The 14,770-nt window shown below is 60.3% G+C and carries 12 protein-coding genes; 11 read left to right on the forward strand and 1 reads right to left on the reverse strand.

Annotated features, from left to right (window positions below; genetic code table 11):
• Positions 1-194 precede the first annotated feature (194 nt).
• The 11 genes from edd (at position 195) to FPT12_RS10465 (ending at position 13,707) form a co-directional block, all read left to right on the forward strand.
• Positions 195-2,021, forward strand: coding sequence for a phosphogluconate dehydratase (gene edd / locus FPT12_RS10415; protein ID WP_145016193.1), 1,827 nt, complete (start codon positions 195-197; stop codon positions 2,019-2,021).
• Positions 2,018-2,971: a glucokinase gene (locus tag FPT12_RS10420; RefSeq protein ID WP_145016194.1), complete on the forward strand. Its 954-nt coding sequence runs from the start codon at positions 2,018-2,020 to the stop codon at positions 2,969-2,971. Before edd ends, FPT12_RS10420 begins: the two co-directional genes overlap by 4 nt.
• 163 nt (positions 2,972-3,134) lie before the next feature.
• The gene (locus FPT12_RS10425; protein ID WP_019693222.1) at positions 3,135-3,866 is read left to right on the forward strand and encodes a response regulator; all 732 of its coding nucleotides are present in this window, start codon (positions 3,135-3,137) and stop codon (positions 3,864-3,866) included.
• 31 nt (positions 3,867-3,897) lie between these two features.
• Positions 3,898-5,325 (forward strand): ATP-binding protein, encoded by a 1,428-nt coding sequence (locus tag FPT12_RS10430; RefSeq protein WP_371922538.1) that lies wholly within the window; start codon positions 3,898-3,900, stop codon positions 5,323-5,325.
• Positions 5,326-5,570: 245 nt separating this feature from the next.
• Complete coding sequence (locus tag FPT12_RS10435; protein ID WP_145016196.1) at positions 5,571-6,830, forward strand: AGE family epimerase/isomerase; 1,260 nt, start codon at positions 5,571-5,573, stop codon at positions 6,828-6,830.
• A 117-nt stretch (positions 6,831-6,947) separates the two neighbouring features.
• Positions 6,948-8,255: an ABC transporter substrate-binding protein gene (locus FPT12_RS10440; RefSeq protein ID WP_145016197.1), complete on the forward strand. Its 1,308-nt coding sequence runs from the start codon at positions 6,948-6,950 to the stop codon at positions 8,253-8,255.
• 122 nt (positions 8,256-8,377) lie between these two features.
• Positions 8,378-9,286, forward strand: coding sequence for a carbohydrate ABC transporter permease (locus tag FPT12_RS10445; protein WP_019693218.1), 909 nt, complete (start codon positions 8,378-8,380; stop codon positions 9,284-9,286).
• Entirely contained in the window at positions 9,279-10,124 is an 846-nt protein-coding gene (locus FPT12_RS10450; protein ID WP_145016198.1) for a carbohydrate ABC transporter permease, read from the forward strand. The genes FPT12_RS10445 and FPT12_RS10450 overlap by 8 nt, the downstream gene beginning before the upstream one ends.
• A 3-nt stretch (positions 10,125-10,127) precedes the next feature.
• On the forward strand, positions 10,128-11,288 hold the full coding sequence (locus FPT12_RS10455) for an ABC transporter ATP-binding protein (protein WP_123584253.1): 1,161 nt from the start codon (positions 10,128-10,130) through the stop codon (positions 11,286-11,288).
• Positions 11,289-11,386: 98 nt separating this feature from the next.
• Positions 11,387-12,733: a carbohydrate porin gene (locus tag FPT12_RS10460; RefSeq protein ID WP_145016199.1), complete on the forward strand. Its 1,347-nt coding sequence runs from the start codon at positions 11,387-11,389 to the stop codon at positions 12,731-12,733.
• Positions 12,734-12,852: 119 nt separating this feature from the next.
• The gene (locus FPT12_RS10465; protein WP_145016200.1) at positions 12,853-13,707 is read left to right on the forward strand and encodes a D-hexose-6-phosphate mutarotase; all 855 of its coding nucleotides are present in this window, start codon (positions 12,853-12,855) and stop codon (positions 13,705-13,707) included.
• Positions 13,708-13,831: 124 nt separating this feature from the next.
• Here the strand turns inward: FPT12_RS10465 and FPT12_RS10470 are convergent, their stop codons facing one another.
• Entirely contained in the window at positions 13,832-14,692 is an 861-nt protein-coding gene (locus tag FPT12_RS10470; RefSeq protein ID WP_178098709.1) for a MurR/RpiR family transcriptional regulator, read from the reverse strand.
• Positions 14,693-14,770 lie beyond the last annotated feature (78 nt).

A 14,770-nucleotide genomic window follows, 5' to 3' on the forward strand; every position in this document is an offset into this window, starting at 1 on the left:
GGAATTACAAGATTATTCGCAAAAAAATAGAAAACAAGCCTTTTTAGTGGCAATATTTTGTTTTATCTACAACTAGTGACCTGAATCAACTGGTCCGAGTGGTCAAGAAAACCGTCAGCGTGTCACGCGTAGATGCCTTTTGATCAGCATAGACTCGAACAGGTCGCCACATCCGTTAGCCTGGAGTTCTACACATGCATCCCCGCGTACTTGAGGTCACTGAACGGCTTGTCACCCGTAGCCGCGCTACCCGTGAGGCCTACCTTGCACTGATTCGCGGCGCCGCCAGCGATGGCCCGATGCGCGGCAAGCTGCAATGCGCCAACTTCGCCCACGGCGTGGCCGGATGTGGCACCGAAGACAAGCAAAGCCTGCGGATGATGAATGCCGCCAACGTGGCGATTGTTTCGTCATATAACGACATGCTCTCGGCGCATCAGCCGTACGAGCACTACCCGGAACAAATCAAACACGCATTGCGCGAGATCGGTTCGGTCGGCCAGTTCGCCGGCGGCGTGCCGGCCATGTGCGACGGCGTGACCCAGGGCGAGCCGGGCATGGAGCTGGGCATTGCCAGCCGCGAAGTGATCGCGATGTCGACCGCTGTTGCGCTGTCTCACAACATGTTCGACGCGGCGATGATGCTCGGCATCTGCGACAAGATCGTGCCGGGCCTGATGATGGGCGCATTGCGCTTCGGTCATCTGCCGACGATTTTCGTTCCGGGCGGGCCGATGGTGTCGGGCATTTCCAACAAGGAAAAAGCCGACGTCCGTCAGCGCTACGCTGAAGGCAAGGCCAGCCGCGAAGAGCTGCTGGAGTCGGAAATGAAGTCCTACCACAGCCCTGGCACCTGCACCTTCTACGGCACCGCCAACACTAACCAGTTGCTGATGGAAGTCATGGGCCTGCACTTGCCGGGCGCGTCCTTCGTCAACCCGAACACCCCGTTGCGCGATGCCCTGACCCGCGAAGCCGCGCACCAGATCACCCGCCTGACCAAGCAAAGCGGCAACTTCATGCCCATCGGCGAAATCGTCGACGAGCGTTCGCTGGTCAACTCGATCGTGGCGCTGCACGCCACGGGCGGCTCGACCAACCACACCCTGCACATGCCGGCCATTGCCATGGCAGCCGGTATTCAACTGACCTGGCAGGACATGGCCGACCTCTCCGAGGTGGTGCCGACCCTGAGCCACGTCTACCCGAACGGCAAGGCTGACATCAACCACTTCCAGGCCGCGGGCGGCATGTCGTTCCTGATCCGCGAACTGCTGGAAGCCGGTCTGCTCCACGAAAACGTCAACACCGTGGCCGGGCATGGCCTGAGTCGTTATACCCAGGAACCGTTCCTGGAAAACGGTGAGCTGGTATGGCGTGAAGGCCCGATCGAAAGCCTCGATGAAAACATCTTGCGTCCCGTTGCCCGTGCGTTCTCGCCAGAAGGTGGCCTGCGGGTGATGGAAGGCAACCTCGGTCGCGGGGTGATGAAAGTCTCGGCCGTGGCGCCGGAACATCAAGTGGTCGAAGCACCGGCGATGGTCTTCCAGGACCAGCAAGATCTGGCCGATGCGTTCAAGGCCGGTCTGCTGGAGAAGGACTTTGTCGCGGTGATGCGCTTCCAGGGCCCGCGTTCCAACGGCATGCCGGAGCTGCACAAGATGACGCCGTTCCTTGGCGTGTTGCAGGACCGCGGCTTCAAGGTTGCGCTGGTGACTGACGGGCGGATGTCCGGCGCGTCGGGGAAAATCCCTGCGGCGATACACGTCAGCCCGGAAGCCTTTGTCGGTGGTGCTTTGGCTCGCGTGCAAGAGGGCGATATCATCCGCGTCGATGGCGTCAAAGGCACCTTGCAGCTTATGGTGGACGCCGATGAATTTGCCGCTCGCACACCGGCCAAAGGCCTGCTGGACAACGGCATTGGTTGCGGTCGCGAGTTGTTTGGCTTCATGCGCATGGCCTTCAGCTCGGCAGAGCAGGGCGCCAGCGCCTTTACCTCTGCCCTGGAGACCCTTAAGTGAAACTAGCGCTGGTCGGTGACATTGGTGGAACCAATGCGCGTTTTGCGTTGTGGAAAGACCAGCAACTGGAGTCGATCCAGGTGCTGGCGACGGCCGACTATGCCTGCCCGGAAGACGCCATCGGCGTCTACCTGAGCGGCCTCGGCCTGGCGCCCGGTTCGATAGGCGCGGTGTGCCTGTCGGTGGCGGGCCCGGTCAGCGGTGATGAGTTTCGCTTCACCAACAACCACTGGCGGCTGAGCCGCAAGGCCTTTTGTCAGACCTTGCAGGTCGACCGGCTGTTGCTGGTCAACGATTTTTCGGCCATGGCGCTGGGCATGACGCGCCTGCAACCGGGCGAGTTTCGGGTGGTCTGCGAAGGCACGCCGGAGCCGTTGCGCCCGGCCGTGGTGATCGGTCCCGGCACTGGCCTTGGGGTCGGCACCTTGCTGGATCTTGGCGAAGGCCGTTGGGCCGCATTGCCGGGGGAGGGCGGGCATGTCGACCTGCCACTGAGCAGTCCGCGAGAAACCCAACTCTGGCAGCACATCTACAACGAGATCGGTCACGTCAGTGCCGAAACAGCGCTGAGCGGCAGCGGTTTACCACGCGTCTATCGGGCGATCTGTGCTGTCGACGGGCATGAACCCGTGCTCGATACCCCGGAAGCCATCACCGCCGCCGGCCTGGCTGGCGACCCGATTGCCCTGGAAGTGCTCGAGCAATTCTGCTGCTGGCTCGGTCGGGTGGCGGGCAACAACGTGCTGACCACCGGTGGACGCGGCGGTGTCTACATCGTCGGCGGTGTGATTCCACGGTTTGCCGATTTCTTTCTCAAGAGCGGTTTTGCCCGTTGCTTCGCTGACAAGGGCTGCATGAGCGAGTACTTCAACGGCATTCCGGTCTGGCTGGTGACCGCACCGTATTCCGGTTTGACCGGCGCGGGTGTGGCACTCGAGCAGGCACAGTAATGATCGTTCCCACGGTCCCCGTGGGAATGCAGCCCGTGACGCTCTGCGTCACTGGACGCGGAGCGTCCCCGGAGGCATTCCCACGCAGAGCGTGGGAACGATCATAGATCCATGAACGATCAGGCATAATCCGCCCCAACACTAACAACAAGGATGCCGCCCCGTGAGCTCAGTCAACAAGTCGATTTTGTTGGTCGATGACGATCAAGAGATACGCGAGTTGCTGGACACCTACCTCAGCCGCGCAGGGTTTCAGGTGCGGACCACGCCCGACGGTGCCGGTTTTCGCCAGGCGCTGAACGAGGCACCGAGTGATCTGGTGATCCTTGATGTGATGTTGCCGGATGAAGACGGCTTCAGCCTGTGCCGCTGGATTCGCCAGCACCCGCGTCAGGCCCAGGTGCCGATCATCATGCTCACGGCCAGTTCCGACGAGGCCGACCGGGTCATTGGCCTGGAGCTTGGCGCCGACGATTACCTTGGCAAACCCTTCAGCCCCCGTGAATTGCAGGCACGAATCAAAGCCTTGCTGCGGCGTGCCCAGTTCGGTCAGGAGCGCTCTGGCGGCGAGGTGTTGGCCTTCGATGAATGGCGGCTGGACATGGTCAGCCACCGACTGTTTCACACCGACGGTGAAGAAGTGATTCTCTCCGGTGCCGATTTCGCCCTGCTGAAACTCTTCCTCGATCATCCGCAGGAAATCCTCGACCGCGACACCATCGGCAATGCCACCCGTGGCCGCGACCTGATGCCGCTCGATCGCATCGTCGACATGGCTGTCAGCCGTTTGCGCCAGCGTTTGCGCGATACCGAAAAACCTCCGCGCCTGATCCGCACCGTGCGCGGCAGTGGTTATCAACTGGCCGCCAATGTAGTCGCCAGCAATGGCCACTGAGTTCTTCGCGCGCCTGATACGGCGGGTGCCGGTGCCGCGTTCGCTGCTTGGGCGGATGTTGCTGCTGACTCTGCTCGCGGTGTTGTTCGCGCAGGCGCTGTCGAGCGTGATCTGGGTCTCGCAATTGCGTGCCACTCAGCTGGAAGGGCTGGTCACCGCAGCTCGCAGCCTGGCGCATTCGATGACTGCCAGCGTCAGTTACTTTCGCTCCTTGCCGGTGGCGTACCGGCCGCTGGTTCTCGACCAGTTGCGCAGCATGGGCGGCACCCGTTTTGTGGTGACGCTCAACGACAAACCGCTGGAAATGCAGCTGTTGCCGCCGACCCCGCGCAAAGAAGCAGTGTTGGCAGCAGTGGATGAAGTGCTGCGGCAATCGCTGGGCGCGGACACCGATATCTCGGTGCAATTCGTCAGCCCGGACGATCTGCGGATCTTCAATGGCGGTTTGAAACTTGATGAATTGCCGCGTTCCTGGGCGCACTACGCGTTGACCCTGGAGCCGGTCAATCCGCCAGTGCTGGTCACCCAGATCAAACTGGCCCAGGGTGAATGGCTGTACATCGCCTCGCTGTTGCCCGAGCCCTATACCAGTCTGGAAGAGCAGGGCCTGCCGTCGCAGCAGGTCTGGTTTATCGTGCTCACCAGCGGTTTTCTGTTGTTGTTCATCGGTCTGTTGGTGCACTGGCAGAGCCGGCCGCTCAAGCGTCTGGCGCGGGCGGCGCGAGACATGTCGCTGGGCGCTGAAGTGGAGCCGGTGGCCGAGGGCGGTGGCAGTGAAGTGGTCGAAGTCGGCCGCGCCTTCAACGCCATGCGCGAGCGTATCAGCCGCTACCTGACGGAGCGTAGCCAGTTGTTCAGTGCGATTTCCCATGACTTGCGCACCCCCATCACGCGTCTGCGCCTGCGGGTCGAGTTGCTGGAAGACGAGCGGCTGCAAGCCAAGTTCGGGCGTGATCTGGATGAGCTGGAGCTGCTGGTCAAAGGCGCGCTGCAATGCGTCAAGGACACCGACATTCACGAAAACATCGAGCCGGTGGACCTCAATCATGTACTCGATTGCCTGGTCGAGCCTTACCTGGCGCCCAACGGCAATGGTCGCGTAACCCAGCAAGGCCGGGCGCTGGCGCCGTATCCCGGCAAGCCGCTGGCGCTCAAGCGCTGCATCGGCAACCTGATCGATAACGCCCTCAAGTACGGGCAGAACGCCCATCTGCACATCGATGACGACGACGCAGCGTTCATCCTGCACGTCGACGACGAAGGCCCGGGCGTGCCTGAGCAGCGACTGGAGCAAGTGTTCGAGCCGCACTTTCGCTTGGCCGGCCAGCAGCAAGGTTATGGGTTGGGGCTAGGCATTGCGCGCAATATCGCCCATAGCCATGGTGGGGAAGTCAGCCTGCAGAATTTGCGCGAGGGCGGGTTGCGGGTGACGTTGCAGTTGCCCCGAAGTATCGATTAGAGAGACCGTGTCGACTTCATCGCGAGCAAGCTCGCTCCCACATTTAATCTGCGGTAAACACATAGTTTGCGAACACTGGAGATCCAGTGTGGGAGCGAGCTTGCTCGCGATGGCGTCAGCTCCATCAACACATACCTAAAGGGTAATGTCACAGGTCCGTGACATATATCGCCCCCTTCGTTACCTGCCCAGCGCTGCCCGTTGTTTAGACTCCTTGCAGTCATAACAACAAAAAAAGGCACCCCATGAACACCTTCCAACCTGCCTTCAGCAGTTGGCTGAACGCGCCTGCCCACCTGCAATGGCTCGCCGATGAAGGCCTGCGCCTGTTGGCTTTCGCCAAGGCATCGAAGCTGCCCGAAGGCTTCGGCAATCTGGATGAATATGGTCGCCTGCCGGCCGATGCCCAGGCCCACACCATGAACACCGCCCGCATGACCCACAGCTTTGCCCTGGCGCACATTCAGGGCTTGTCGGGGTTTTCCGAGCTGGTGGATCACGGCATCAACGCCCTCAATGGCTCGCTACGTGACGCCGAATTCGGCGGCTGGTTTGCCGCACCTGATCACCGTGATGGCGACACCGGCAAGGCCGCTTATCTGCATGCTTTCGTGGCACTCGCGGCGAGTTCTGCGGTGGTTGCCCAAAGGCCTGGAGCAGAGGCCTTGCTCAGCGATGCCATCGCGATTATCGAGCGGCATTTCTGGAGCGAAGAGGAGGGCGCGCTGCGCGAATCCTTCAATCGCGACTGGAGCGAAGAGGAACCCTATCGCGGTGCCAACAGCAACATGCACGCCACCGAAGCCTTTCTCGCGCTGGCTGATGTCACGCAGGATAGCCGTTGGATGAATCGCGCCCTGAGAATTGTCGAGCGGGTGATTCACGGACATGCGGCGGCGAACCAGTATCTGGTCGTCGAGCATTTCGATCGAGACTGGCAGCCACTGCGTGAGTACAACCACGACAACCCCGCCGATGGCTTTCGTCCTTATGGCACCACGCCGGGCCATGGTTTCGAATGGTCACGGCTGCTGCTGCACCTCGAGGCCGCGCGCGTGCAGGCCGGCATGTTGACCCCCGGTTGGCTGGTGACCGACGCGCAACAACTCTTCGCCAACAACTGCCTTCACGGATGGGACGTCGATGGCGCGCCGGGCATTGTCTACACCCTCGACTGGGACAATCGACCGGTCGTGCGCCAGCGTTTGCACTGGGTTCACTGCGAAGCCAGTGCCGCCGCCAGTGCCTTGCTCAAACGCACCGGTGAGGCGCAATACGAAACCTGGTATCGGCGTTTCTGGGAGTTCAGCGACCGCTGTCTGATCGACCGAATCCACGGCAGTTGGCACCACGAACTCGACCCGCAAAATCGCCCAAGCGCGCAGATATGGGGTGGTAAGCCGGACCTGTATCACGCCTGGCAAGCGGTGTTGATTCCACGCTTACCGCTGGCACCGAGCATGGCCAGCGCATTGGCTCAAGGCTCTACTTCGATACTTATGTAACCATGCGGTGACATTTTGCCGTCGCTTCGTTACCTGCCAAGCGATCTACGCTGTTTAAACTCGTTTGCAGCGCAAGCACCAGACTTGCATGCATAACAACAAGAAAGGTACTGCTAGATGAATGCGATTTCTCGCCTCGCCACTGTCGTTTCTCTTGCCACGCTGTTTCCCCTGACTGCATTTCCTCTCAGCACTTTTGCCGCCGATTCCAAAGGTTCCGTGGAAGTCGTGCACTGGTGGACTTCGGGTGGTGAAAAAGCAGCGGTCGATGTCCTCAAGGCTCAAGTCGAAAAAGACGGCTTCACCTGGAAGGACGGTGCGGTCGCCGGCGGTGGTGGTGCTACGGCCATGACCGTACTCAAAAGTCGCGCCGTCGCGGGTAACCCGCCGGGTGTCGCGCAAATCAAAGGTCCGGATATCCAGGAGTGGGGCAGCACTGGCCTGCTCAGCACCGATGCGCTGAAAGGCGTTTCCAAAGCTGAAAACTGGGATGGCCTGCTCTCGAAGAAAGTCTCCGACACCGTCAAATACGAAGGCGATTACGTCGCCGTGCCGGTGAATATTCACCGCGTCAACTGGCTGTGGATCAACCCGGCGGTCTTCAAGAAAGCCGGTATCGAAAAAGCCCCGACCACCCTCGAAGAGTTCTATGCCGCTGGCGACAAACTGAAAGCTGCCGGCTTCATCGCCCTGGCCCACGGTGGTCAGCCTTGGCAGGACAGCACCGTGTTTGAAGACGTGGTGCTCTCGGTCATGGGCCCTGAGGGCTACAAGAAAGCCCTGGTCGATCTGGACCAGAAAACCCTGTCCGGCCCGGAAATGGTCAAGTCCTTCACCGAGCTGAAAAAACTCACCGGCTACATGGACCCCAACCGCGCGGGCCGTGACTGGAACATCGCTGCCGCCGACGTGATCAACGGCAAGGCCGGCATGCAGATGATGGGTGACTGGGCCAAGAGCGAATGGACCGCCGCCCACAAGGTAGCCGGCAAGGACTATCAGTGCGTGCCGTTCCCTGGCACTGAAAAAGCCTTCACCTACAACATCGACTCCCTGGCGGTGTTCAAGCTCAAGGCTGATCGCACCGGCGATATCGCCGCTCAACAGGACCTGGCCAAGGTCGCGCTGGGTAAAGACTTCCAGAAGGTCTTCAGCATCAACAAAGGTTCGATCCCGGTGCGCACCGATATGCTCAATGACATGAGCGCGTCGGGCTTCGACTCCTGCGCCCAGGCGTCGGCCAAGGACTTCCTGGCAGACGAGAAGACCGGCGGTCTGCAACCGAGCATGGCGCACAACATGGCCACTTCCCTGGCTGTGCAAGGCGCGATCTTCGATGTGGTGACCAACTTCATGAACGACAAGAGCGCTGACCCGGTCAAGGCCAGCGCCCAACTGGCATCGGCCATCAAAGCCGCCCAGTAACACCAGGACCGCCGCGGGCCTGACCTGCGGCCAACCCCAGATCTTCGTCTCCCTGCATGGGCCATGGCTCGTGTAGTGGGGGCGCTCGGTCCGGATTTCACTACTTCACCTGGATAATCCCGATGAGCTCTGTGGCGGTTTTCAGCAAAGCCTCACCGTTCGACGCACTGCAGCGCTGGCTCCCCAAACTGGTTTTGGCGCCGAGCATGCTGATCGTCCTGGTTGGCTTTTACGGTTACATCATCTGGACATTCGTTTTGTCCTTCACCAACTCCAGCTTCATGCCGAGCTACAAGTGGGTCGGCCTGCAACAATACGTCCGGTTGATGGAGAACGACCGCTGGTGGGTCGCGAGCAAGAACCTCGCGGTCTTCGGCGGCATGTTCATCGGTATCAGCCTGGTGCTCGGGGTGTTTCTGGCGGTGCTGCTCGATCAGCGCATTCGCAAGGAAGGCTTCATCCGCACCATCTACCTGTACCCGATGGCGCTGTCGATGATCGTCACCGGTACTGCCTGGAAATGGCTGCTCAACCCAGGCCTGGGCCTGGACAAGATGCTGCGTGACTGGGGCTGGGAAGGCTTTCGGCTGGACTGGCTGGTGGATCAGGATCGCGTGGTTTACTGCCTGGTAATCGCCGCAGTCTGGCAAGCCTCCGGGTTTGTGATGGCGATGTTCCTGGCTGGCCTGCGCGGTGTCGATCAGTCGATCATCCGTGCCGCTCAAGTCGACGGTGCGAGCCTGCCGACCATCTATTTGAAGATTGTCCTGCCGAGCCTGCGTCCGGTGTTTTTCAGCGCCTTCATGATCCTCGCGCACATCGCGATCAAGAGCTTCGACCTGGTGGCGGCGATGACCGCGGGCGGTCCGGGTTATTCCTCCGACTTGCCGGCGATGTTCATGTATTCCTTCACCTTCAGCCGTGGCCAGATGGGCATCGGTTCGGCGAGCGCGATGATGATGCTCGGCGCGATCCTGGCAATTCTGGTGCCGTACCTGTACTCCGAACTGCGAGGCAAACGCCATGAGTAATCAGCTTGGCAAACCTGCCATCAGCTTTAGCCGCATTGCGATCTACGCAACCTTGTTGCTGGCCGCTGCGGTGTACCTGATCCCGCTGGTGGTGATGCTGCTGACCAGCTTCAAATCCCCGGAAGACATCCGCACCGGCAACCTCTTGAGCTGGCCGCAAGTGATCGATGGCATTGGCTGGATCAAGGCCTGGAATGTCGTGGGTGGCTACTTCTGGAACTCGGTGAAGATCACCGTGCCCGCAGTGCTGATCTCGACCTTCATCGGTGCAATGAACGGCTATGTGCTGTCGATGTGGCGCTTTCGTGGTTCGCAGTTGTTCTTCGGCCTGCTGTTGTTCGGCTGCTTCCTGCCGTTCCAGACCGTGCTGCTGCCAGCCTCGTTCACCGTCGGCAAACTCGGCCTGGCCAACACCACTACGGGTCTTGTGCTAGTGCACATCGTCTACGGGCTGGCGTTCACCACACTGTTCTTCCGTAACTACTACGTGAGCATTCCGGATGCGCTGGTCAAGGCGGCGCGGCTGGATGGCGCGGGCTTCTTCACGATCTTCGGGAAGATCCTGCTGCCGATGTCGATTCCGATCGTGATGGTCTGCCTGATCTGGCAGTTCACCCAGATCTGGAATGACTTCCTGTTCGGCGTGGTCTTCGCCAGTGGCGATGCCCAGCCAATCACCGTGGCCCTGAACAACCTGGTCAACACCAGCACCGGGGTCAAGGAATACAACGTTGATATGGCGGCGGCGATGATCGCCGGGCTGCCGACACTGCTGGTCTACATATTCGCTGGCAAGTATTTCCTGCGTGGGCTGACGTCCGGCGCGGTCAAGGGGTAGAACATGGCAACTCTCGAATTACGCAACGTCAACAAAACCTACGGCAGCGGCTTGCCGGACACCCTGAAAAACATCGAACTGAAGATCGATGACGGTGAGTTCCTGATCCTTGTGGGCCCGTCCGGTTGCGGCAAGTCGACCTTGATGAACTGCATCGCAGGCCTGGAAAATATCAGCGGCGGGGCGATTCTGGTGGACGACGCTGACATCAGCGGCATGAGCCCCAAGGATCGCGACATCGCCATGGTGTTCCAGTCCTACGCGCTGTACCCGACCATGAGCGTGCGCGACAACATCGCCTTCGGCCTGAAGATCCGCAAGATGCCGGCGGCTGAAATCGACGAAGAAGTGGCGCGGGTCGCCAAGCTGCTGCAAATCGAACACCTGCTCAGCCGCAAGCCGGGTCAGCTCTCTGGTGGTCAGCAACAGCGCGTGGCCATGGGCCGTGCGCTGGCGCGGCGGCCGAAGATTTATCTGTTCGACGAACCGCTGTCCAACCTCGACGCCAAGCTGCGGGTCGAGATGCGCACCGAAATGAAACTGATGCACCAGCGCCTGAAAACCACCACGGTCTACGTGACTCACGACCAGATCGAAGCCATGACCCTGGGCGACAAAGTGGCGGTGATGAAGGACGGGATCATCCAGCAGTTCGGCACGCCGAAGCAGATCTACAACGATCCGGCCAACCTCTTCGTTGCAAGCTTCATCGGTTCGCCACCGATGAACTTCATCCCGCTGCGTTTGCAGCGCAAGGACGGCCGCCTGCTGGCGTTGCTCGACAGCGGCCAGGCGCGTTGCGAGCTGCCGCTGGGCATGCAGGATGCCGGTCTTGAGGACCGCGAAGTGATCCTCGGCATGCGTCCGGAGCAGATCGTTCTGGCGAACGGCGAGGCCAATGGTTTGCCGACCATTCGCGCCGAAGTCCAGGTTACCGAACCGACCGGTCCCGATACGCTGGTGTTCGTCAATTTGAACGAAACCAAAGTCTGCTGCCGTCTGGCGCCAGACGTTGCGCCGGCCGTGGGCGAGACCCTGACCCTGCAATTCGACCCATCGAAAGTGCTGCTGTTCGATGCCAAGACGGGCGAACGCCTGGGGAGGGCCGGTCAAGCGCAAACCGGGACTCACAGCGCCAACGTCGCGCAGTTCAAAGGCAGATGAAGATCCAGGTGGGAGCGGTGGATGGGGACATCCGTCGCAACCGCTGTAAACCGCGTTAGATAAAAACAGTTAATAACAATAAAGACGAGGATGTAGGGATGAAAAAGAAGAACAACGCTCAGCTTATCTGCCAATTGTCAGCTGTTGCGGTGCTGACCATGGCCGGTAACGTACACGCGGATGACGCATTCAGCGCCGACTCCAAGTGGATGACGGGTGACTGGGGGGGCGAGCGGACCAAACTGATCGAACAAGGTATCGACATCAAGGCGGATTACGTCGGTGAAGTGGGCGCCAACCTCCACGGCGGCTACAACCACGACAAGACCGCACGTTACGCCGACCAGTTTGGCCTGGGCGTGGCGCTGGACCTGCAAAAGCTGTGGGGCTGGGATAACACCCAGGCCAAGATCCAGCTCACCAACCGTAACGGTCAGAACATCTCCAATGACCGTGTCGGCGACCCGCGTGCCGGCACCTTGAGTTCCTCCCAGGAAGTCTACGGCCGTGGCCATATGGTCCGTCTGACCCAATTGTGGGTCCAGCACCAGTTCCTCGACGGCAAGCTGGACGTCAAAGCCGGTTATTTCGGCGAAGGCGAAGACTTCAACACCTTCCCTTGCGAGTTCCAGAACCTGGCGTTCTGCGGTTCACAAGCGGGTAACTGGGCGACTGGTATCTGGTACAACTGGCCGGTCATGCAGGCGGCGGTTCGCGTGAAGTACAACATCACGCCTGAGTTCTATGCGCAGATCGGCGCGTACAACCAGAACCCATCGCAACTGGAACACGGTAACGGCTTCAAGCTCAGCGGCAGTGGTACCAAGGGCACCGTCTTGCCGGTCGAACTGGTCTGGTCGCCGAAGGTCAACAACCTGCCGGGCGAATACCGCGTCGGTTACTACAAGAGCACTGCCGACGCCAATGACGTCCGTAAAGACGACAATGGCGATGATGCAGCGACCACAGGCAAGGCCTTCCGCAGCCACGACAGCAAGCATGGCTACTGGTTTGTGGCGCAACAACAACTCACCACCCACAACGGTGATGCTTCTCGCGGTCTGAATGTCGCGGCCAACGCGACTTTCCACGACAAGGACACCAACGTCGTCGACAACTACCAGTCGCTGATGTTTGTGTACAAGGGCCCATTCGACGCACGTCCAAAAGATGACGTCGGGATCGGTTTTGCCCGTATCCATGTCAACGATGACGTGAAGAAAAACGCCGAGTCGCTCAACGTCGCCAATGGTGTCAGCGACTACGACAATCCGCTGTTCTCGCCACTGCGTTCCACCGAGTACAACTACGAGATCAACTACGGTTTCCACGTTACCAACTGGCTGACTGTGCGTCCTAACCTGCAATACATCACTCACCCGGGCGGTGTTGATGAAGTCGACAACGCGCTGGTCGCCGGTTTGAAAATTCAGTCGGTGTTCTAATGCAGCTGCGATAAGCTCCTCTCCATGTGCGCATTTTTGCGGACGGCCAAGGCTGTCCGCTTTTTTTTGGGGCGGCGCAGTCTCTCAGGTAGGACAAATGATTTTCAGGACCGCGGCACATGCTTGAGCATCCGCTACAACGCTTCTTCAAATCCCTGCGCGAGCGCCCGGTATTTGCCTGGGAGCGCTATCAGCAGCGCGAGGTGCTGGTGATCGACCATCCGCTGTGTCAGGCGGTGTTCAGTCGTCAGGGCGCGCAGTTGCTGCATTTCCAGCCCACGGGCCAAAAGCCCTGGCTCTGGTGCGCGGCGAAGTGGCCGCAGGTCGGGGCGATTCGCGGTGGCGTACCGGTGTGCTGGCCGTGGTATGGCCGTCATCCAAGCGAAAATGCCTGGCCGTCCCATGGTTGGGCACGGCTGATCGACTGGAAACTGATCGACAGCAGCACCGATGACGACGGCGTGTGTCTGCATTGGCAATTGCAGCTGTGTGACTGGCAGGTGGACCTGCATGCGCACTTGGGTGAGCGCATGGATTTGCGCCTGAGTACTGAGCATCAGGACAGCCTGCCGTGCCAGCTGAGCCATGCATTGCACGCCTATTGGCGTATTGGTGATGTTGCCGAGATAGCGCTGTCTGGGCTCGATGGCGCGCAAGGTTATGACCAGCTCAAGCGCGAGTTCTGCGAGCAAAAAGGCGAGTTGCGGGTAGAGGGAGGCTGTCAGCGGGTGTTCCAGCACGAGGGCGAGTTACAGCTCAAGGACCACGCCTGGCAACGCCAATTGTGCATCGATACCGGCGACAGCGCGGATACGGTGGTCTGGCATCCCGGGTCACGGCCGCTGCTGGGAGTGAGCTGGAATGAGGTCTCGGAGTTTGTCTGCGTAGAGGCAGCCTGCGGAGGCACCGATAGCCTGAGCCTGGCACCGGGAGAGCGGGCGCATTTGAGTTTGCAGGCGCGGGTTGGGGTTTAACTCAAGATTACGGTGTTGCGGCTGGCGCCATCGCGAGCAGGCTCGCTCCCACAGGTGAATGCATTCCAAATGTGGGAGCGAGCCTGCTCGCGATGGGGCCGCAACGGGCAATGTAGATTTCGGACTAGTTGAACTCATCCCCAATCGGGTACCGGCTGGCGTTGAGGCTTTCCTTGATCTTGCGCAAATGCGGCTGGAAGTCGACGCCGCGGCGCAGGGTCATGCCGGTGGCGAGTACGTCGAGCACTGTCAGCTGGATGATTCGCGACGTCATCGGCATGTAGATGTCGGTGTCTTCTGGCAGCGGGATGTTCAGGCTCAAGGTGCTGGCCTTGGCCAGTGGTGAACCCTCGGCCGTCAGACCCAGAACCGAGGCTCCGTTCTCGCGGGCAATGCGCGCCACCTCAACCAGTTCACGGGTACGCCCGGTGTAGGAGATGATCACGAACAGTTCGCCCGTGTGGGCCACCGAGGCAATCATCCGCTGCATCAGCACGTCGGCATGGGCGGTGACCGCCAGGTTGAAGCGGAAGAACTTGTGCTGCGCATCCAGCGCCACCGGGGCTGACGCACCGAGGCCGAAGAAGTGGATCTGCCGGGCCTGGATCAATAAATCCACGGCGCGGCTGATCAGGTTCGGGTCCAGTGCCTGGCAGGCGCTGTCCAGCGATGCGATGGCGCTGCCAAAGATTTTCTGGGTGTAGGCTTCCGGGTTGTCGTCGGCTTCCACGGCGCGGCTGACATACGCCGCGCCGCTGGCCAGGCTTTGGGCCAGTTGCAGTTTGAGTTCCGGGTAGCCGCTGACACCGAACGAACGGCAGAAACGGTTGACCGTCGGCTCGCTGACCGAGGCGGCCTGGGCGAGGGCGGCAATACTGAAGCGAGTGGCCTGCTGCGGGTTGAGCAGGATCACTTCGGCGACCTTGCGTTCGGCCTTGTTCAGGTCTGCAAGGCGATTCTGGATTTGTTCCAGTAAATTTCGCACGCGGTCCATTTATGTTCCTTAGGTCGGCTATGCAGATTGGGCCTGTGAAGCGGCCCATAATGGTGGCCTATCCTACTG

Origin of the sequence: Pseudomonas sp. H3(2019) (genome assembly GCF_007713465.1) — a bacterium.
Lineage (GTDB): Bacteria > Pseudomonadota > Gammaproteobacteria > Pseudomonadales > Pseudomonadaceae > Aquipseudomonas.